The following is an 18,390-nucleotide window of genomic DNA, read 5'->3' on the forward strand; positions in this document are numbered from 1 at the left end:
GTGTAGCGCTCCATGGCCGACGAACCTCTGCCCGCCCCCGTCGCCGGGCCCTGCCGCTCCGGCGCGGGCGGCGACCCGCGGCCCACGGCCGCCGGCCCCGCCCGGCTCGAAGCCGCCACCCGGCCGGCCCCCGCCGCCGGCCGCCCTTCCCGCCGCACCCCGCAGGAGACCGCATGACCCCCCGCCCCGGCATCGACATCCCCGACCACCGCGGCCGCACCGGCCTCGACCGGGCCGGACGCGACCTGCGCCGCAACCCCGGCGTCGTGGTCCGGGACGTCGAGCTCACCTCCCAGGGCTGGCACGTCCTGCGGCGCACCACCTTCGACTACCGCCGCCGCGACGGACGCTGGGAGACCCAGCAGCGCGAGACCTACGACCGCGGCAACGGCGCCGTCGTCCTGCCCTACGACACCGGACGCGGCCTTGTCCTGCTCACCCGCCAGTTCCGCTACCCGGCCTACGTCAACGACCACCCCGACGGCATGCTCGTCGAAGCGGCCGCGGGACTGCTCGACGCGGACGACCCGCACACCGCCATCCGGCGCGAGGCCGCCGAGGAACTCGGCGTCACCCTCGGCCCGCTCACCCGCGTCTTCGACGCCTACATGAGCCCCGGCTCCGTCACCGAACGCCTCCACTTCTTCGCCGCCCCCTACACCCCGGCCGACCGGACCGGGACCGGCGGCGGACTCGAGGAGGACGGCGAGGACATCGAGGTCCTCGAACTCCCCTTCGCCGAGGCCCTCGCCATGACCCGCGACGGGCGCATCGCCGACGGCAAGACCATCATGCTCCTGCAGTGGGCCGCCCTCGAGGGGCCCTTCGCCCCGCGGCGGTGACCCGCCGCCGGTCCGGCACCCGCCCGCCCCGACGGCCGGCCCGGTCGAGGATCGGCGGGAGGGCCGGAAGGGCCGCTTCAGCGCCCGGGCCGCCACACGCTTCCCCGTGGCGCTTCCGACGGCGTCCGCCGTCCTCGTGCGGGTGCCGGACCACGCGCGCGCGTCGACGACGTCGCGGACGCGGTCCGCGGAGTCCTCGTGGTGCCGGATGGCGCCGGCGCTCGCCGAGGGGACGCCGAGGCCGGTGCGGGAGGTGCCGAAGAGTTCCTCCAGGGTTCGCATCAGGGCCCCCGCCCGCGTGGCGTGGCCGCTCGGGTGGTCCGGGTGGGCGGATGCGGCGAGCAGGGGCTCCCGGGACGGGCCGTCCGGCTCAGGGCGCGTCGACCACCGGTGGTTCCCCGCGCGGCAGTGTCAGCGCGCGGCGCAGCGCGGCGGCCTCCTCCTCGCCGATGCGGTCGGCGAGGACGCCCTCGATGACGGCGAGGGTCGCCTGGGCGCGGCGGTGCGCCCGGGCGCCCTCCGCCGTGATGCGGATCAGGCGGCTGCGCGCCGAGGCGGGGTCCGGGACCTGCTCCAGCAGGCCCAGGGCGAGCAGGCCGTGCACGGCCTGGTGCGCCGTCTGCCGGGTGACGCCGAGGCGGCGCGCGAGCTCGGCGACCGTGGTGCCCTCCGGGTCCAGGAAGGCGAACACCTGGCCCTGGGCGCTGGTCAGCGGCTGCTCGCCGGCCGCCCGCATGCTCGTCACGAGCGCGTCGTCGAACCAGCGCTTGGCGCCGGCCAGCAGCAGGGGCATGTTCGGTGCGGGGTCGGTCATGGCTCCTCGGATTCCTCGGTCACGAGCATACGGGTGGGCTTCCGCCGGTTCGCCGTCCTTCGCTCCGGAGCGTTCCTGTCGGCCGAGGGGTTGCCTTCCACTGATCGTCAGGTAGCCTGACGCACATCAAAAGTCAGGTTACCTGACATCGCTCTGTCGGAGGTTCCCCATGACCATCGAGTTCGCCCGGCGCTCCCACTCCCACATCCCCGCCGAACCGGGCAAGCCGTACTTCATCGAGAAGGGCCTGGGCGACCGCGCCCACCTCTTCACCGACCTGGTCACGATCTACGCGGGCGGCCCGCAGACGGAGAACACCTTCAACTTCTTCACCGTCGAGGGCCCCAAGGGCGACACCATCCCGGCCCACTCCCACCCGGACACCTACGAGGTCTTCTTCATCACGCAGGGCGCCGTCCGGCTGTTCGTGGAGGACCTGGAGGGCGAGCAGCAGGAGAGGCTGCTCACCGCCGGCGACTTCGGGTTCGTGCCGAAGAACTGCCCGCACGCCTACCGCATCGAGCGCCACCACAGCCAGGTCGTCGGCGTCGCCGCCGGCCCCGGCGGCACCTTCGAGCGGTTCTTCGAGACCCTCGGCACGCCCACCGAGGAACTCGGCCTGCCGCAGAAGCCGTACGTGCCCGACCCGCAGAAGTTCGCCACCGTGCCGCAGCAGTACGACGTCACCTTCCTGCCCGACCACCAGTGGCGCACGGGGAGCTGACCCGGTGCCGTCAGCGGGGACCCCGCCCGCCGGGGTCCCGCCGGCGCGCCGCACCCGGCCGCGCGGCCGGCGCGCCGCCCCGCCGCCGGCGCGGACCACGCCCCCCGAGGAAGGAAACCCCATGACCGTGCCCGAGACGCCCGGCTTCGTCGACGTCCACGCCCACTTCGTCACCGACTCCTACGTCCGGCAGGCCCGGGCCGCCGGCCACGAGCTGCCCGACGGCGTGCCCGCCTGGCCCGGCTGGTCCGCGAAGGCGCACCTGGAGCTGATGGACCGCAACGGCATCGGCACCTCGTTCCTGTCCGTCTCCTCGCCCGGCGTGCACTTCGGCGACGACGCCGCGGCCCGGCGCCTGGCCCGCGAGGTGAACGAGGACGCCGCCCGCGTCGCCGCCGACCACCCCGGCCGCTTCGGCTTCTTCGCCTCCCTCCCGCTGCCCGACGTCGACGGCGCCCTGACGGAGATCGCGTACGCCTTCGACGAACTCGGCGCGGACGGCGTGGTGCTGGAGACCAACACCCACGGCGTGTACCTGGGCGACGAGCGCCTGGAACCGGTCTTCGCCGAACTCGGCCGCCGCCGCGCCGTCGTCTTCCTGCACCCCACCTCACCCGTCTGCTGGGAGCGGTCCGCCCTGGGACGGCCGCGCCCGATGGTCGAGTTCGTCTTCGACACCGCCCGCACCGTCACCGACCTGCTGATGGCGGGCACCCTCGAACGCCATCCGGGCCTGGAGGTGATCGTCCCGCACTGCGGCGGCGCCCTGCCCGTGCTCGCCGACCGCATCAACGGCTTCATGAAGCTCTTCCTGGCGCGGGAGGGTGCCGACGCCCCCGACGCGGTGGAGCAACTGCGCCGTCTCCACTACGACATGGCCGGTCCCGCCTTCCCCCGCCAGGTGCCCGCGCTGCTCGGCCTCGTCGACCCCGACCGGCTGCTGTACGGCAGCGACTACTGCTGGACCCCGGCGCACGGCGTCGACGCCCACATCGCCTCCGTCACCGCCGCCCCCGTGCCAGTGGAGGGCGCCACCTGGCAGTCCCTGACGACGGCCAACGCCCGCCGCCTGCTGTCCCGCCGCCTCGCCCCCTGACCGCCGCCGCCCCGCCGGCCGACCCTTCGAGGAGCTCCCCGTGCCCCCGCGCCCCGACCTCGCCGCGTTCCTCGCCCCGCCCGACCCCGCGCTCCTGCCGCTGCCGCCCGCCGCGCGTCCCGCCGACGGCGTACGGCTGCTGCGGGGCATCCCGTACGCCGTCCGCGACGGCAGCCGCCCCGTGGAACTCGACCTGTGGCTCCCCGAGGAACCGGCCGGCGGCCCGCTGCCCGTGGTCGTCTTCGTCCACGGCGGCGCCTGGCGCACCGGCCTGCGCGACGACGCGGGCCCGCGCCTGCGCGCCTGGCGGCCGCACCCCTTCGCCCGGCTGGCCGCGGCCGGGTTCGCCGTCGTCTGCCCCGACTACCGGCTCAGCGCCGAAGCCGTCTTCCCGGCCCAGCTGGACGACCTCACCGAGGTACTGTCCTGGCTGCGCGCCCGCTCCGCCGAACTCGGCCTGGACGCCGACCGCGTGGCCGTGTGGGGCGAGTCCGCGGGCGGGCACCTCGCCGCCCTGCTCGCCCTCACCGCCGGCCCGGCCGTCCGCGGCTGCGTCGTCTGGTACGGCGCCACCGACCTCACCGCCGCGCCGCCGCACACCCCCGAGGCGATGCTCCTGGGCGCCCCCGCCGCCGACGTCCCCGAGCGCGCCCGCGCCGCGAGCCCCGTCGCCCGGGCGGCCGCCGGCGCGCCGCCCTTCCTGATCCTGCACGGAGCCGAGGACACGGTCATCCCCGTCGCCCAGGGGGAGGCCCTGGCCGCGGCGCTGCGGGCGGTGGGCGCGGAGGCGGACTTCCGGTCCGTCCCCGGAGCCGACCACCTGTGGATCGGGGCCGCGGAGGAGGACGTGGCGCGGTGCTTCACCGCGACCCTGGACTTCGCGCGCGCCGTGGTGTCGCGCCGCGTGACGCCGGACACCGCGCGGTAGCGGACGGCGGCGCGCCGGGCGAGGGGAGCGGGGACACCGGGACCCTCGAACGGCGCCTCCACCGGGCTCCGGAGGGGCCGTTCGCCGGACCCCGGCCTCCGGGGCGTCCGAAGCCGGCGGCGCCGCCCCGCCCCGGTCCTCACAGGTGGCGGCGGCGGGCGGCGGCCTGTTCGTCGTACCGCGCGCGGGCCGCCGCGGCGGCCCGGCGGCCGGACACCTCCGCCACCGGCACGTCCCACCACGCCTGGGGCGGGGGAGCGGGCGGAGCCGGGTCGGTCTCCACGTACACGCAGACCGGGCGGCCGGCGGCGCGGGCCGCGGCCAGCGCCCCGCGCAGCTCGCCCACGGTCTTGGCGCGCAGCACCTCCATGCCGAGGCTGGCGGCGTTGGCGGCCAGGTCGACGGGGAGCGGGGCGCCGGTGAAGGTGCCGTCGGCGGCGCGGTGGTGGTAGGCGGTGCCGAAGCGTTCGGCGCCCACCGCCTCCGACAGACCGCCGATGGAGGCGTAGCCGTGGTTCTGGACCAGGACCATCTTCACCGGCAGGTTCTCCTGCACCGCGGTGACGATCTCCGTCGGCATCATCAGGTACGTGCCGTCGCCGACCAGCGCCCACACGGGCGTGCCGGGGGCGGCCTGCTGCACACCGAGCGCGGCCGGGATCTCGTAGCCCATGCAGGAGTAGCCGTACTCCAGGTGGTACTGGCGCGGGGACCGGGTCCGCCACAGCCTGTGCAGGTCGCCGGGGAGCGAACCGGCCGCGTTGATCACCACGTCCTCGTCGCCCACCACCGCGTCCAGCGCACCGAGCACCTGCGTCTGCGTCGGTACGGCACTGTCGTCGTCGGCGCGCAGGGCCGTCTCGACGACCCGCTCCCAGCGCTCCTTCCCGGCCCGGTACTCCGCCTCGTACGCCGGATCCACCCGGTGTCCGGCGAGCGCCTCCGCCAGGGCCGCGAGCCCGGTGCGCGCGTCGCAGACCAGGGTGCGCGCGGCGAGCTTGTGGGCGTCGAAGGCGGTGATGTTGAGGTTGAGGAAGCGTACGTCCGGGTGTCGGAAGAGGGTGCCGGAGGCGGTGGTGAAGTCGGTGAAGCGGGTGCCGACGCCGATCACCAGGTCGGCGGTGCGGGCCAGGTCGTCGGCGACGGCGGTGCCGGTGTGGCCGACGCCGCCGAGGTCGGCGGGATGGTCGTGGCGCAGGGAGCCCTTGCCGGCCTGGGTGGAGGCGACCGGGATGCCGGTGGCGTCGGCCAGCGCCCTCAGCGCGGTCTCGGCCCGGCTGTGGTGGACGCCGCCGCCCGCGACGATCAGGGGGCGCCGCGCGGCCCGGATCGTCCGGACGGCCCCGGCCAGCTCCACCGGATCGGGCGCCGGCCGCCGCACCGGCCAGACGCGCTCGGTGAAGAACTGCGCCGGCCAGTCGTACGCCTCCGCCTGCACGTCCTGGGGGAGGGCGAGGGTGACGGCGCCGGTCTCGGCGGGGTCGGCGAGCACGCGCATGGCGTTCAGCGCGGAGGGGATCAGGGCCTCGGGGCGGGCGATCCGGTCGAAGAAGCGGGAGACCGGGCGCAGGGTGTCGTTGACGGACACGTCGGCCGCGAGGGGGTGTTCGAGCTGCTGGAGCAGCGGATCACAGGGGCGGGCGGCGAAGGAGTCGCCGGGCAGGAGCAGGACCGGCAGGCGGTTGACGGTGGCGAGGGCGGCGCCGGTGACGAGGTTGGTGGCGCCCGGGCCGATCGACGTCGTCACGGCCTGCGCGGACAGGCGGTCCAGGTGGCGGGCGTAGCCGACGGCCGCGTGCACCATGGCCTGCTCGTTGCGGCCCTGGTGGTACGGCAGGGCCTCGCCGTGCTCGACGAGCGCCTGGCCGATGCCGGCCACGTTGCCGTGGCCGAAGACGCCCCAGACGCCGGCGATCAGGCGGCGCCGTACCCCGTCCCGCTCGGTGTACTGGGCGGACAGGAACCGCACCAGGGCCTGGGCGGTGGTCAGGCGGAGGGTGGGAGCGCTCATGCGGGCCTCTCGGGTGCGGTGTAGAGGGGCAGGCGGGGATCGACCGGCCGGCCGGGCCAGGTGGCGCGGATCCAGGCGTGGTCGGGATGGTCGCGGATCAGCCAGGCGCGGTCGGGGCCCGGACCCGCCATGACGTTGAGGTAGTACATGTGGTGGCCGGGCACCGCCGTCGACGGCCCGTGCCAGCCGTCGGGGACCAGCACGACGTCCCCGTCGCGCACCTCGGCCAGGACGTCCGTGCCGCGGCCCCGCCCGGACGGGGACACCCGCTGGTAGCCGAGGCCGGGGATGCCGTCGTGGGCGGCGAACTCGAAGTAGTAGATCTCCTCCAGGACGGACTCCTCGCCGGGGCGGTGCTCGTCGTGCTTGTGCGGCGGGAACGACGACCAGTTGCCGCCCGGGGTGATCACCTCCACCGCGATCAGCCTGTCGCAGGCGAAGACGTCCGCCGCGGCGAAGTTGTTGACCTGGCGGGAGCAGGTTCCGGTGCCGCGCAGCTCCACGGGGACGGACGAGGCCGGGACGTGGCGGGCGGGCAGGCGGCGGGTGCAGCGGGCGCCGGCGAGCGCGAACCGCCCGCCGTCCGGGCAGTGGAGGGTCGCGCGGGCGTCGCGCGGGACGTACGCGAAGTCGCTGACGGCCTCGAACACGCCCGCGCGACCGGTGAGGGGGAAGGTGTCGCTGCCGAAGTCGTCGTCGGCGGTGACCGTGCAGCCGCCGCCCAGCGGCAGGACGATCCACTCGCTGTCGCCGGTCTCGAAGGAGTGCGTACCGCCGGGCGGCAGGCGCAGGACGCGCAGGCGGGAGTAACCCCAGCCGGCCGTCTCGGGGGTGACGTCCACGGCGTACGGGCCGGCGGCGGCCCGGCCGGCGGGAAGGTGGTACGGACTGGTGGTCATCGGTGCCTCCTGGTCACGGGCGGGCCAAACCGCCCGCCGCGGGGCCGGTCACAGCAGGCCGACGGCCGTGTCGACCGCCTCTTCCACGGTGCCCCGGGCCGGGTGGAGCAGCGACCGGCCGGCGACGAGCCCCCCGTACGGCGGGCAGCCGCAGCGCCTTGCGCCAGCGCTCGTAGGCGGCCTCCTGCCCGTCACCCGCGCCGCCCGCGCCGCCGCCGTCGCCGAGCAGCGGGCGCCGCGCCCGGCGCCGGGCCGCCTCGGCGATCGCCTCCGGATGCCGGGCCCTGACCGCCGTCGGGCCGGGGATGCCGATGCTCACGACGGGCTCCGTTCGACGCCGGTCCGGAAGGGGTGGGGATCGCCCCCGACGCACGCTCCCAGGTGTAGGACCGGGGAACCGGAGCTGTCAATGCTTTGTTCTGACATGCGGACCTCCCGGTGCGGCATGTCAGAACAAAGCCTTGACAGGAGGCGTTCCCGGGACTTGTATCCCGTCCCAGCGCACCGCGGCTCCCGGCCCCTTCTCCCTCCGCGCAGTGAGGTGCAGGAAAGATGGACCGCTCCCCTCCCGCCCGCTCCCGCCGCCTCCCCGGCCGCCCGCTCCGGCGGCATCGCGGACGCCCCGTCGGCCCGCCGCCCGCGCCCCCGCCGTCCCGCCGGAAGGAACGCCCTGACATGCCCGCAGCCCTGGACCGCATCCGCGTCGGCTCCGCCCCCGACTCCTGGGGCGTCTGGTTCCCCGACGACCCCCGGCAGGTGCCCTGGCAGCGCTTCCTCGACGAGGTCGCCGAAGCCGGGTACTCCTGGATCGAACTCGGCCCGTACGGCTACCTCCCCACCGACCCGGCCCGGCTCACCGACGAGGTGGCCCGGCGCGGTCTGCGCGTGTCGGCGGGCACCGTCTTCACCGGCCTGCACCGCGGCCCGGCCGTCTGGGACGCCACCTGGGAGCACGTCGCCCGGGTCGCCGCGCTCACCCGGGCGACGGGCGCGCGGCACCTCGTCGTCATCCCGTCCTTCTGGCGCGACGACAGGACCGCCGAGATCCTGGAGCCGCCGGAGCTGACGCGCGAGCAGTGGACCCACCTCGCCCGGGGAATGGAGCGGCTCGGCCGCCGCGTCAGGGAGACCTACGGCCTGGACATCGTCGTCCACCCGCACGCCGACACCCACCTCGACACCGAGGAGCACGTCACGCGCTTCCTCGACGCCACCGACCCCGCTCTGGTCGGCCTCTGCCTGGACACCGGCCACTACGCCTACTGCGGCGGCGACAGCGTCGAGCTGATCGAGACCTACGGTGAACGCGTCGGCTACCTGCACCTCAAACAGGTCGACCCGGAGGTCCTCGCCGAGGTACGGGCGAACGGCATCCCCTTCGGACCGGCCGTGCAGCGCGGGGTGATGTGCGAACCGCCCCTCGGGGTGCCCGACCTGGCCCCGGTCCTGGCCGCCGCCCAGAAACTGGGCGTGGACCTCTTCGCCATCGTCGAACAGGACATGTACCCCTGCGAGCCGGAGCGGCCGCTGCCCATCGCGGTGCGCACCCGCCGGTACCTGCGCTCCTGCGGCGCCTGACGGGCCGGGCGGGCGGTCCGGGCCCGCACGCACCCGCCGCGCCCCGGTGAGGGCACCACGCCTACGGCTGCTCCACGACGGCCCACGTGCCGTGCTCCGCCGACCGCGCCATCGCGTCCAGTACGGCCGCGCTGCGCACGGCGTCCCGCAGGGTCGCCCCGCAGGGGGTGTCCTCCGCGACGGAGCGCAGGAAGCGGTACGCCTCGACCACCTTCAGGTCGTCGTAGCCCATGGCGTTGCCGGCCCCCGGCTGGAAGGCGGCGAACTCGCCGTCCCCCGGACCGGCGAACACCGTGCCGACCGGCTGGTCCTGGTAGTCCGTCCCCTGGCTGACGCCCAGTTCGTTCATGCGGCGGAAGTCCCAGAACACCGCCCCCTCGGTGCCGTGCACCTCGAAGCCGTAGTTGTTCTGTTCACCGACCGAGACCCGGCAGGCCTCCAGCACACCGCGCGCGCCGCAGGCGAAGCGGAGCAGGCAGCCGACGTAGTCCTCGTTCTCGACCGGGCCGGGCACGCCGCCCGCGGCCCGGGCGTGGCCGGCGGTGGCCGCGGCCGGACGCGGCCGCTCGGGCACGAAGATTGCCGTGTCGGCCATCACGGCCGTGATGTCGCCGAGCAGGAACCGGGCCAGGTCGGCGCCGTGCGAGGCCAGATCGCCGAGCACTCCGCTGCCGCCGCGCTCCCGCAGGTAACGCCACGTCAGGGCGGACTCCGGGTGGGCGGCGTAGTCGCTGAACAGGCGGATGCGCGCATGTGTCGCGGTGCCGATCCCCCCGGAGGCGATCAGGTCGCGGGCCCTCTCCACCGCGGGCGCGTTGCGGTAGTTGAAGCCGACGGCGCCCTGGACGCCGGCCCGCGCGACCGCGTCCGCCACCGCGCGGGCGTCCCCGATGCCCAGGCCCACCGGTTTCTCGATCCACAGGTGCTTGCCGGCCTCGGCCATCGCCACGCCGATCTCGCGGTGCAGGAAGTTCGGCGCGGTGACGCTGACCGCCCGTACCCGCGGATCGGCGGCCACCTCGCGCCAGTCGCGGGTCGCCGACGCGAACCCGAACCGCGCGGCGGCCTCTTCGGCCCGCCCCGGCACCTCCTCGGCCACGGTCACCAGTTCCGGGCGCAGGGGCAGGAGCGGGTAGTGGTGGCGGACCCGGGCGTAGGCCCGGGTGTGGACCCGGCCCATCCAGCCGAACCCGACGACGGCGACACCGAACGCGTCCACCATGGGAGCCCACCTCCGGACCGGTCCACTGGCTGTCCGGTCCACCCTGGGCGTGGTTCGCCGCCACGTCAACGGCCACGGTCCGCCGCCGCCCCGGGGCCGCCCGGCGCGGACCGGTCACCGGGCGTCGGCCGGTGCCCCGGCCACCCGCGTCGTACGGCCCCCCACGAGGGCCGGGCAGCGGCGCGCCGACCGGTCGCGCCCGGCCGGGCCGCGGACGCCGGGCGGCCGGGGCGGCGGAACGCGCCGTCAGGCCCCGTCCCGGGTCGCCCGCCACTCCGGCGCGAGCACCGACCAGACCTCCATGTCGTAGCGCTTCCCGCGGTGCGGGAAGCGCTCCCGCAGGACGCCGTCCCTGCGCATGCCGAGCCGCCGGGCCACGGCGATGCTCGCCTCGTTCTCCGCCGCGACCAGCCACTCCACGCGGTGCACGCCCCGTTCCCCGACGGCCCAGTCGACGAGGAGGCGTGCCGCCCGGGTCACCAGTCCCCGGCCCACCGCCGACGGCTCCAGCCAGCAGCCCGCCTCGGCCGTGCCCTGCGCGAGGTCCATCGTCCGCAGGAGGACCCCGCCGACCAGTTCGCCGTCCGCCCAGATGCCGTGGATCCGCCCGGTGTCGGCCGCCGCCTTCTCCGCGTACGACCGCAGGAACGCGCGGCTCGACTCCAGGTCGGTGACGGCGTCCGCCAGGCCGGTGTACCGCCCGATGAAGTCCCGTCCCCGGTCGATGTGGGCGAGGAACTCCCCGGCCCGCCACGGTTCGAGCGGACGCAGTTCCGCGCCGTCGTCACCCAGGGATATGGCGTACATGCCGATGACCCTCCATGTCGTCGAACCGCTGCGGAACGCGGGGGAATCCTCTCACGGCGACCGGCCGGGCCCACCGGGGGCGAGGGGCCGTGCCGAACCCGGCGGGGCGGCGGGGCACTCCACCGCGCGCCGGGGGAGGGTTCTCCGGACGCGATTCGGTAGACAGAATCGTCGACAATCCTGCCTGGCTGGATTTACGTTCGACAGGCACTCACTCAGGGAGGGCGCGCATGCCGGAGCAAGCCCGTCCGGGCACCGGGGAGCAGGCCAAGCAGCATGCGCTCGCGCAACTGCGGCAGGCGATCCTGCGCGGCGGGATGGCACCGGCCCAGAGGCTGGTGGAGAACGAGCTCGCCGAGCAGTTCGGTGTGACACGGGCCGGCATCCGGGCCGCGCTGATCGATCTGGAGGCGCAGGGACTGGTCGAGCGGATCCGCAACCGCGGCTCACGGGTGCGGGGGGTGACCGTGGAGGAAGCGGTCGCCATCACCGAGTGCCGCATGGTCCTCGAAAGGCTGTGCGCGGCCAAGGCGGCCGTCGCGGCCGGCGACGAGCAGCTGGACGAACTGACCGAAATCGGCGTGGCGATGAGCAAGGCGGTGGCCGACGGCGAGCCGTTGACCTACTCCGACCTCAACCACGAACTGCACACCCGCATCCAGGAGTTCTCCGGTCAGCGGACGGCCGTGGACCTGCTGGAACGGCTCAACGCCCAGCTCGTGCGCCACCGCTTCCAGCCGGCGCTGCGCCCGGGACGCCCCCAGCGATCCCTGAACGAGCACCTGGCCATGATCGAGGCGATCCGGGCCAGGGACCCGCAGGCGGCCGAAGCGGCCGTCCGCGCCCACCTCACCCGCGTGATCGTGGCGCTGCGCGACTGAGCCGGCGTGCCGTGTGCCGGCGGTCGGGAGGAGGTGGGCGCGAACCTGTCCGTCAAGGAGATGTGAGCATGACGTACGGCAACGCGCCTGCCGCGGCCCCGCGGCCCACCCTCGTGGTCACCGCGCACGCGGGCGACTTCGTGTGGCGGGCGGGTGGAGCCGTCGCCCTGGCCGCCGCGCGCGGGAGAAGGCCACCATCGCGTGCCTGACCTTCGGCGAGCGCGGCGAGTCCGCCAAGGCCTGGCGCGAGGGCAGGAAGCCGGGGGAGATCAAGGCGATCCGCCGGGAGCAGGCCGAGAAGGCCGCCGCCACGCTCGGTGCCGAGGTCCGCTTCTTCGACGCCGGCGACTACCCGCTGATCCCCACCGCCGAGCCGGCCGACCGGCTCGTCGCCGTCCACCGCGAGACCCGGCCCGACGTGGTGCTCACGCACCCGGTGGAGGACCCGTACAACGGCGACCACCCCGCCGCCAGCCGCATGGCCCTGGAAGCCCGCGTCCTGGCCCAGGCCATCGGCTACCCCGGCCCCGGGGAGGTCATCGGCGCCCCGCCCGTCTTCTGCTTCGAGCCGCACCAGCCCCGTGACCGGGCCCGCGCGGGTGCGCTGCGTGCTCATGTGCGGCGGCACCTCCAAGGCGCCTACTTCCTGGCCGGGGACCTGCCCTCCGACCCCGCCGCCCGCGACGACCTGCTGCTGCGGATCATGGGCAGCCCCGGCCCGCGCCAGATCGACGGCTGGGCGGGTCCCACCCGCTGACCGGCAAGGTGGCCGCGGTCTCCGCCTCGGCCGACCCCGACCACCTCTTCCTGCAAGTCGGCCTCGATCGCCCTGAGGTGACCAACCGCCAGGACTGCGGCAACCTCCTCGCCGGCGTCGGGCCCTTCGCCGTCGAACGCGGCCTGGTCACCGCCGGGGACGGCGAGACGTCCGTACGCATCCGCATGCGCAACACCGGGGAACTCGCGATCGCGACATCCCCCCGCGGACGCGTCGACTGCACCGGCACCGCCGAGATATCGGGCGTGCCGGGCACGGCCGCCGCGGTCGCCGTCGAGTTCCCGCCCGGCGAAGGCCCCCTGCTGCCGACCGGGAAGGCCCGCGACCGACATGCTCGCCAACGCCGAGTTCCAGGAACACCTCCTGGGCGCCCGGCCGACCGAGCGGATCCGGCTGGGCGGCGGGAGGATCGCCGCCCGCCGGCTGACCTTCACCGACAAGTCGTACGACGTCGTCTGCACCGAGGACCGGACCGGTTCCTCGGGCCGCCTGCACCACATCGCCTTCGCGGCCGACACCCGCGAGGACATCCTGCGCGCCGCCGACCTCGCCATCGACACCGGCGTGTTCATCGGGACCGGCCCGCACGAGCACGCCATCCGGCAGACGTTCTTCCCGTACGTCTACGAGCCGGACGGCAACCGCGTCGAGCCGTGCGACCCGCTCACGCGGCTGGTGTTCGCCCCCGACTGGCCGCTAATCACCTGGACCGGGGCCGAGCGGGCCAAGGGCCAGGCGTGGGGCCTGAAGGCGATCGAGTCCTTCCACACCCACGGCACACCGCCCCTGGCCCCCGGTAGTGGGCGGCGCACGCCCGTGCGCCGCCCGCCCCTTCGCTGTACGCGCGCCCGCCGGCACGGGGATCCCTTGCCGGCCCTACGGATCCGCACGAATCCACGGATCCCGACGGCATCCCCGGTGACTTCCTCGATGGATCCCCTGATTGTCGATGAGATCGTTGACAAAAGCGTTGACCGACCTGGAGCGGGTCCTTGGCGTCCAGCGCATCACCGACCGAGGCGACTGGGGCCTCACCGCGCTCGCGCTCGCCGGGGTGTCCTCGACGGTCCTCATCGGCATCGTCACGCTGCGCGAAGCGGCCGGCCGCCGGCACGGTGGAGCAGAAGCTGATCGGAACCGCCCACTGAGCGACCGGGACGAGGACCCCCGGGTGCCCGAGGGCATGGACGCCCCCGGGCGCCCGGGAGCACTGCCGTGTCCGGTCGGGAACGCGGAGCGCAGGCGCGCGGGCGACGGACCGGGCGGGCCGCGGACCGCAGCCGGGGGCGAGGCGGAAAGGGCGCGGCGCGGCCTGCGCCTTCAGCGCCCCCGGCGGGACAGCCAGGCGGCCGCCAGGGCGCCGGAGATGTTGTGCCAGACGGAGAACACCGCGGCCGGCAGCGCCGCCAGCGGACTGAAGTGGGCGGTGGCCAACGAGGCCGCGAGCCCGGAGTTCTGCATGCCGACCTCGAACGCCATGGCCCGGCTCGCCGGTTCGCCGAGCCGGGCGACGCGCCCCGCGCCGTACCCCAGCGCCAGGCCGAGGCCGTTGTGCAGCACGACGGCGACGAACACCAGCGCGGCGGCCGACTTGATGGCGTCGGCGCTGCCCGCCACCACCACGGCCACGATCACGGCGATCGTCAGCGCGGACAGCCACGGCAGCACCGGCAGCGCCCGCCGCACCCACCGGCCCGCGACGAGCCGGACGACGAGGCCCGCCAGTACCGGCAGCAGCACCGTCTTGAGGATGTCGGTGACCATCGATCCGGCGTCGACCGGGAGGTACTCACCGGCCAGCAGCAGCGTCAGCGGCGGGGTCACCAGCGGGGCGAGAAGGGTGGAGACGGTGGCGACGGAGACGGACAGGGCGACATCACCGCGCGCCAGGTACGTCACCACGTTGGAGGCGGTGCCGCTGGGGGCGCAGCCGACGAGGATCACGCCGGCGGCCAGCTGCGGCGGGAGCTGGAGCAGATGGGCGACGGCCCAGCCCAGGCCCGGCATGATGACGTAGTGCGCGACCAGCCCGAGGGCCACCGCCCAGGGCCGCTGGACGACCCCGCGGAAGTCCTGCGGGGTCATGGTGACGCCCATGCAGAACATCACGACACCCAGCAGGTACGGCACCGCCTCGCTCCCGCCGGAGAAGGTCCCGGGGAGCAGCAGTCCCAGGGCGCCGGCCACGAGGACGAGGACCGGGAAGAGGGTGACGGCACGCCGCGCGGAACGGTCGCCGGAGGCGTCATGGCCATGGTGTTCGAGTTGTTCGGTTCGCACCGTGCGAGGTAACGCCTGGTCAAGTGGGTGACGCAAGACCGTCTCGCGATGCGATCACCGGACGGGCCGCGCTCGGCGGGGGTGGCGCCGCCGCGGCCCGCACCGTCGGTGCGGGGACCGGCGCCGTCCCGGCCGGTCCTCCGCATGAGGTAGGCTTGACCTGCGTTGATCACGTGGTCCGCCACGTGGGACGCATCGGGACGTGGCGCAGCTTGGTAGCGCACTTGACTGGGGGTCAAGGGGTCGCAGGTTCAAATCCTGTCGTCCCGACTGGAGACAGTCGCGGGTCGAGGGCCGGTTCCGGAGCCATCCGGAGTCGGCCCTCGATCATTCCCGGGGACCGGTGTCCCCGGCCGGCGCCAGCCGGTGACGACGATCGGACCCGGCGGCCGGCGCGGCGCGCGGAGCACGCCGGGGCGGGTGCCGGGACCAGGGCCGGCGGACAGGACGAGCCGGGCGGCGAGGGGGGATCTCCTCGACGAGGGAACCTTGCGGCCCGCTTGCCCTCGGTGACCTCGTCGGCCGGCCCCGCCGGGCGCGGGTGTGGTCCGGCGCCGCGCGGCCCGGATCCCCCTGGCCGGTGTCCACGTCGCCGACGCGGCAGCACGAGAAGCCGCTCCGTCGCTCCCCCCCCCTCACGCCCGCCGGAATCGACGGAACGACAGCTTCCCGGGCCCAGCCGTGAGGCCGGCCCCTCAGCGCCGGTGCCAGACCAGCGTGTAGCGCCAGAACAGTCGTCGGCGCAACCGCGCACCGGGCAGTACCCGGTGGGCGTCGCGAACGATGTCTGCGAAGGCCATGGTCGCCGGTCGGGTCGGGGCGGTCATCGAAACCGGCCGAGGCGCCCTGCGGCCCTTGTTCTTGATCCAGGCCATGGCGACGTTCGCCGGAACGGCCACGGCGTCGATCAGGTGATCGCTCAGGGACCGTGGGCGGTAGACGCCGATGACGACCAGGGTTCCGCCGGGCGCCAGGTGCCGGCGGAAGCGGGTGAGGGCGTCGCCGAACGGCATGTGGTGGATGGTGGCGACACAGGTGATGACGTCGTAGGGACCGGGCGGCACCTCCCTCAGCGCGTCCCCGACGGTGAAGGTCACCGGGGCGGCGGGGTCCGTGAGCTCCCGCGCGCGATCGACGATCGAGGGCTCGACGTCGATGCCGTGCACTGCTCCGGCCCGCGAGGCCAGGAGTCTGGCGAGGTCACCGCTGCCCGAACCGACGTCCAGGGCCCTGTCGAAACGTCTGGGGAGCCGGCGCAGGATCCACCGGTGGTAGTGGGCGTTGTGGTCCCAGGGACGGGCGGCGTGGAACTGCTCGAGTGCCCGCACGACGCGGGGCGGCGATGTCGTCATGGTGTGAGTCCACCAGCCGCTCGGCCGCCTGCGAAACCACAGCCGGGCGCACGCGAACCGGCCGGGGCACCCGGCCCGGAACGACCGCCGGCCGCTCGGCCGGACTGCTCGGCCGAGCGGCCGTCCGGACCGCTCGCCGTCACACGGCGGCGATCACGTGTTGCGACGATCCCCGGAATCCGCCCCGGGCGCCCCCGCCGACGGGGAGGACGACGCCGCGGATCCGGCCGCCGCGGGCGGCCGCGGCCCGCGCTCCGTCCTCGCGGACCCGTGCCCGCGGCGACTCCGCGGTGATCCCGAGGTGCGCGGCCACCGCCGCACACGTCCGCTTCCCGGCCGCGTCAGCCCTCGGCCCCCAACCGGGCCACGATGTCCTGACGCAGCCGCACCTTGTCCGTCTTGCCGACCGCGGTCAGGGGGAGTGCCGGAACCTCGACGAGCCGCTCGGGCAGTTTGAACCGGGCCAGACCGCTGTTCTCCAGATGCCCGCGCAGCTCCCGCAGGGACGGCGCCCCCTCGTCACCGCCCACGACGTACAGGCAGACGGCCTCACCCAGTACCCGGTGGGGCATCGCGACGGCTGCGGCAGCCCGCACACCCGGGTGCGCCAGTGCCAGCGCCTCCAGTTCGTCCGCCGGGATCTTCTCCCCCCCGCGGTTGATCACGTCCTTGACGCGCCCGGCGACCACGAGGTTCCCGGACTCGTGGCGGCGGACGAGGTCGCCGGTGCGGTAGAAGCCGTCGGAGGTGAAGGACGAGGCCGCCGCGCCCGCGTGGTACTCCGTGATGACACCCGGTCCCCTGACCAGGAGTTCGCCGGTCTCACCGTCGGCGACGGGCCGGCCCTCGCCGTCCACCACCAGGGTCTCGTCCCCGGGCGAGGAGGGGCGTCCCTGCGTGGTGAACGCCACCTCGGGCGGATCGTCGAGCCGGGTGAAGTGCACCCGGCCCTCACTCATGCCGTACACCTGCTGGATCCGGCAGTCGAAGGCGTCGGCCAGCCGGACGGCCGTGGACTCGTCCAAGCGCGCCCCGCCGACCTGCAGGACTTGCAGGCTCGACAGGTCGGCACCGCTGGAGGCGGCGCGAGCCGCGAGCCACTGCCGGGCGAGCGCGGGGGTGAGCGCGCAGTGCGTGACGCGTTCCCGCTCGATCAGCTCCATGGCGGCGGTCGTGTCGTCCGGACCGGCGAGCACGACCTTTCCGCCGCCGGCGAGCGTGCCGAGCACCCCCGGGGCGGAGAGGGCGAAGGCGTGCGTCACCGGCAGGACGGCGAGGAACACGGATCCGGGTGTCAGCCCCGAGGCCGCCGCCGCGCAGCGGATCACGTGACCCAGCGCCTCATGGGTTCGGGCGATGGGTTTGGGAGCGCCCGTGGTTCCGCTCGACAGCAGGAAGAGGGCGGTGTCCGGGGGATGCCGGTCCGGACGGGCGGGAACCGGGGCGCCGGCCTCGAGGAGACGGTCGATGTCCACGTGGCCGGTGGCCCGCTCACCGGCTCCCGAGACGAGCAGGGTGCGTACCGACGGGTGCCGCTCGCGGAGCCGCTCGGCGAGCCGCAGGTGGTCGAAGCGCTGATGCCGGGCCGGTACGGCCAGCGCGGTCGGCGCCAACGCGGTGATCACCGGATCGAGTTCGTGCTCGCGCAGGGCCGGCAGGGCGAGGGCCGGGCGCGCGCCGAACCTGATCAACGCGAGCGTGAGGACGACGAGGCGGGCCTGGTTCGGCAGTTGCACGAGCACGGTGTCGCCGGGTCGGATGCCGGTGTGCGCCAGCCGGGCGGCGCAGCCGGACACCGCCGCGTCGAGCTCGGCCCTGGTGAAGGTGTGCTCGGCGTCGACCACTGCCGGGCGGTGGCCCGCGTGCGCGCGTGTGCTCAGCACCATGTCGTCCAGGAGTTCCGGGCGCCACCAGCCACGGGCCCGGTACTCCCCGCGAACCCCCTCGCCGGGCCGGCGGTCGCCGACGATGTCGCCGAGCCGCCGCACGGTGAAGTCGTGCTCCGCCCAGAGGTCGACGCGGATGCCGAAGCGCTCGGCCAGATCCAGCTGGATCTGCGTGAGGTCGACGGAGTCCAGGCCGAGATGCGCACGCACCTGCGCGTCCTCGCGTAGCAGTTCTTCCTCGATCCCCAAGTCACGGAGGATCTTTCGTACTTCCTCGATGCCCGTCAACCGG

Annotated in this window: 15 protein-coding genes, 1 tRNA gene and 4 pseudogenes; 11 read left to right on the top strand and 9 right to left on the bottom strand. The window is 74.9% G+C overall.

The window, feature by feature from the left end:
* The first annotated feature begins 12 nt into the window (after positions 1-12).
* Entirely contained in the window at positions 13-177 is a 165-nt protein-coding gene (locus ACSU6Z_RS26175; RefSeq protein ID WP_437049273.1) for a hypothetical protein, read from the top strand.
* Positions 174-842, top strand: coding sequence for an NUDIX domain-containing protein (locus ACSU6Z_RS26180; RefSeq protein WP_437049274.1), 669 nt, complete (start codon positions 174-176; stop codon positions 840-842). The genes ACSU6Z_RS26175 and ACSU6Z_RS26180 overlap by 4 nt, the downstream gene beginning before the upstream one ends.
* 370 nt (positions 843-1,212) lie before the next feature.
* Here ACSU6Z_RS26180 and ACSU6Z_RS26185 read toward each other — a convergent pair whose 3' ends face one another.
* Positions 1,213-1,656 carry a MarR family winged helix-turn-helix transcriptional regulator gene (locus ACSU6Z_RS26185; protein ID WP_437049276.1) on the bottom strand — a complete coding sequence of 148 codons (444 nt, stop codon included), beginning with the start codon at positions 1,654-1,656 and terminating at the stop codon, positions 1,213-1,215.
* 169 nt (positions 1,657-1,825) lie between these two features.
* Here ACSU6Z_RS26185 and ACSU6Z_RS26190 point away from each other — a divergent pair, with 169 nt between their 5' ends.
* From ACSU6Z_RS26190 to ACSU6Z_RS26200, 3 genes are all read left to right on the top strand, one after another.
* Complete coding sequence (locus ACSU6Z_RS26190) at positions 1,826-2,380, top strand: quercetin 2,3-dioxygenase (protein WP_437049278.1); 555 nt, start codon at positions 1,826-1,828, stop codon at positions 2,378-2,380.
* 121 nt (positions 2,381-2,501) lie between these two features.
* Complete coding sequence (locus ACSU6Z_RS26195) at positions 2,502-3,476, top strand: amidohydrolase family protein (RefSeq protein WP_437049280.1); 975 nt, start codon at positions 2,502-2,504, stop codon at positions 3,474-3,476.
* A gap of 40 nt (positions 3,477-3,516) precedes the next feature.
* The gene (locus ACSU6Z_RS26200; RefSeq protein WP_437049282.1) at positions 3,517-4,404 is read left to right on the top strand and encodes an alpha/beta fold hydrolase; all 888 of its coding nucleotides are present in this window, start codon (positions 3,517-3,519) and stop codon (positions 4,402-4,404) included.
* 139 nt (positions 4,405-4,543) lie between these two features.
* Here ACSU6Z_RS26200 and iolD read toward each other — a convergent pair whose 3' ends face one another.
* The 3 genes and pseudogenes from iolD to ACSU6Z_RS26215 all read right to left on the bottom strand — a co-directional run.
* Positions 4,544-6,415 (bottom strand): 3D-(3,5/4)-trihydroxycyclohexane-1,2-dione acylhydrolase (decyclizing), encoded by a 1,872-nt coding sequence (iolD, locus tag ACSU6Z_RS26205; protein ID WP_437049284.1) that lies wholly within the window; start codon positions 6,413-6,415, stop codon positions 4,544-4,546.
* The gene (iolB, locus tag ACSU6Z_RS26210) at positions 6,412-7,314 is read right to left on the bottom strand and encodes a 5-deoxy-glucuronate isomerase (RefSeq protein WP_437049285.1); all 903 of its coding nucleotides are present in this window, start codon (positions 7,312-7,314) and stop codon (positions 6,412-6,414) included. The genes iolD and iolB overlap by 4 nt, the downstream gene beginning before the upstream one ends.
* Before the next feature lie 48 nt (positions 7,315-7,362).
* Positions 7,363-7,519, bottom strand: a pseudogene (locus ACSU6Z_RS26215) (Cgl0159 family (beta/alpha)8-fold protein); the annotation flags it as partial.
* A gap of 470 nt (positions 7,520-7,989) precedes the next feature.
* On the opposite strand from ACSU6Z_RS26215, the gene ACSU6Z_RS26220 reads away from it, so the two are divergent.
* Positions 7,990-8,892 (top strand): sugar phosphate isomerase/epimerase family protein, encoded by a 903-nt coding sequence (locus ACSU6Z_RS26220; protein WP_437049287.1) that lies wholly within the window; start codon positions 7,990-7,992, stop codon positions 8,890-8,892.
* A 61-nt stretch (positions 8,893-8,953) separates the two neighbouring features.
* Here ACSU6Z_RS26220 and ACSU6Z_RS26225 read toward each other — a convergent pair whose 3' ends face one another.
* Positions 8,954-10,114, bottom strand: coding sequence for a Gfo/Idh/MocA family protein (locus ACSU6Z_RS26225; RefSeq protein WP_437049289.1), 1,161 nt, complete (start codon positions 10,112-10,114; stop codon positions 8,954-8,956).
* A 246-nt stretch (positions 10,115-10,360) separates the two neighbouring features.
* Positions 10,361-10,921: a GNAT family N-acetyltransferase gene (locus tag ACSU6Z_RS26230; RefSeq protein WP_437049291.1), complete on the bottom strand. Its 561-nt coding sequence runs from the start codon at positions 10,919-10,921 to the stop codon at positions 10,361-10,363.
* 230 nt (positions 10,922-11,151) lie between these two features.
* On the opposite strand from ACSU6Z_RS26230, the gene ACSU6Z_RS26235 reads away from it, so the two are divergent.
* The 4 genes and pseudogenes from ACSU6Z_RS26235 to ACSU6Z_RS26250 all read left to right on the top strand — a co-directional run.
* Positions 11,152-11,802: a GntR family transcriptional regulator gene (locus tag ACSU6Z_RS26235; RefSeq protein ID WP_437049292.1), complete on the top strand. Its 651-nt coding sequence runs from the start codon at positions 11,152-11,154 to the stop codon at positions 11,800-11,802.
* 68 nt (positions 11,803-11,870) lie between these two features.
* Positions 11,871-12,382 (top strand): annotated as a pseudogene (locus ACSU6Z_RS26240) (PIG-L family deacetylase); the annotation flags it as partial.
* A 1-nt stretch (position 12,383) separates the two neighbouring features.
* Positions 12,384-12,906 (top strand): annotated as a pseudogene (locus ACSU6Z_RS26245) (PrpF domain-containing protein); the annotation flags it as partial.
* Positions 12,902-13,369, top strand: a pseudogene (locus tag ACSU6Z_RS26250) (VOC family protein); the annotation flags it as partial. The pseudogenes ACSU6Z_RS26245 and ACSU6Z_RS26250, both read left to right, overlap by 5 nt.
* A gap of 531 nt (positions 13,370-13,900) precedes the next feature.
* Here ACSU6Z_RS26250 and ACSU6Z_RS26255 read toward each other — a convergent pair.
* The gene (locus ACSU6Z_RS26255) at positions 13,901-14,860 is read right to left on the bottom strand and encodes a bile acid:sodium symporter family protein (protein WP_437049294.1); all 960 of its coding nucleotides are present in this window, start codon (positions 14,858-14,860) and stop codon (positions 13,901-13,903) included.
* Positions 14,861-15,056: 196 nt separating this feature from the next.
* Between ACSU6Z_RS26255 and ACSU6Z_RS26260 the strand changes: the two genes are divergently transcribed.
* Positions 15,057-15,130 (top strand) — tRNA-Pro (locus ACSU6Z_RS26260).
* Positions 15,131-15,555: 425 nt separating this feature from the next.
* Here ACSU6Z_RS26260 and ACSU6Z_RS26265 read toward each other — a convergent pair.
* Together ACSU6Z_RS26265 and ACSU6Z_RS26270 are read right to left on the bottom strand one after the other, a co-directional pair.
* Positions 15,556-16,212, bottom strand: coding sequence for a class I SAM-dependent methyltransferase (locus tag ACSU6Z_RS26265; RefSeq protein ID WP_437049295.1), 657 nt, complete (start codon positions 16,210-16,212; stop codon positions 15,556-15,558).
* A gap of 341 nt (positions 16,213-16,553) precedes the next feature.
* Positions 16,554-18,347, bottom strand: a complete 1,794-nt coding sequence (locus tag ACSU6Z_RS26270) for an AMP-binding protein (RefSeq protein WP_437049297.1) — start codon at positions 18,345-18,347, stop codon at positions 16,554-16,556.
* Between the last annotated feature and the right edge of the window lie 43 nt (positions 18,348-18,390).

The sequence above is a fragment of the Streptomyces sp. enrichment culture genome (genome assembly GCF_964273145.1).
In the GTDB taxonomy this organism is placed as follows: Bacteria; Actinomycetota; Actinomycetes; order Streptomycetales; family Streptomycetaceae; genus Streptomyces.

Excerpts from the sequence above, each read along its gene's own strand:
- ACSU6Z_RS26190 (WP_437049278.1), top strand. The coding sequence starts at position 1,826 with ATGACCATCGAGTTCGCCCGGCGCTCCCACTCCCACATCCCCGCCGAA.
- ACSU6Z_RS26195 (WP_437049280.1), top strand. The coding sequence starts at position 2,502 with ATGACCGTGCCCGAGACGCCCGGCTTCGTCGACGTCCACGCCCACTTC.
- ACSU6Z_RS26220 (WP_437049287.1), top strand. The coding sequence starts at position 7,990 with ATGCCCGCAGCCCTGGACCGCATCCGCGTCGGCTCCGCCCCCGACTCC.
- ACSU6Z_RS26175 (WP_437049273.1), top strand. The coding sequence starts at position 13 with ATGGCCGACGAACCTCTGCCCGCCCCCGTCGCCGGGCCCTGCCGCTCC.
- ACSU6Z_RS26180 (WP_437049274.1), top strand. The coding sequence starts at position 174 with ATGACCCCCCGCCCCGGCATCGACATCCCCGACCACCGCGGCCGCACC.
- ACSU6Z_RS26230 (WP_437049291.1), bottom strand. The coding sequence starts at position 10,921 with ATGTACGCCATATCCCTGGGTGACGACGGCGCGGAACTGCGTCCGCTC.
- iolD (WP_437049284.1), bottom strand. The coding sequence starts at position 6,415 with ATGAGCGCTCCCACCCTCCGCCTGACCACCGCCCAGGCCCTGGTGCGG.
- ACSU6Z_RS26265 (WP_437049295.1), bottom strand. The coding sequence starts at position 16,212 with ATGACGACATCGCCGCCCCGCGTCGTGCGGGCACTCGAGCAGTTCCAC.
- iolB (WP_437049285.1), bottom strand. The coding sequence starts at position 7,314 with ATGACCACCAGTCCGTACCACCTTCCCGCCGGCCGGGCCGCCGCCGGC.
- ACSU6Z_RS26185 (WP_437049276.1), bottom strand. The coding sequence starts at position 1,656 with ATGACCGACCCCGCACCGAACATGCCCCTGCTGCTGGCCGGCGCCAAG.
- ACSU6Z_RS26225 (WP_437049289.1), bottom strand. The coding sequence starts at position 10,114 with ATGGTGGACGCGTTCGGTGTCGCCGTCGTCGGGTTCGGCTGGATGGGC.
- ACSU6Z_RS26235 (WP_437049292.1), top strand. The coding sequence starts at position 11,152 with ATGCCGGAGCAAGCCCGTCCGGGCACCGGGGAGCAGGCCAAGCAGCAT.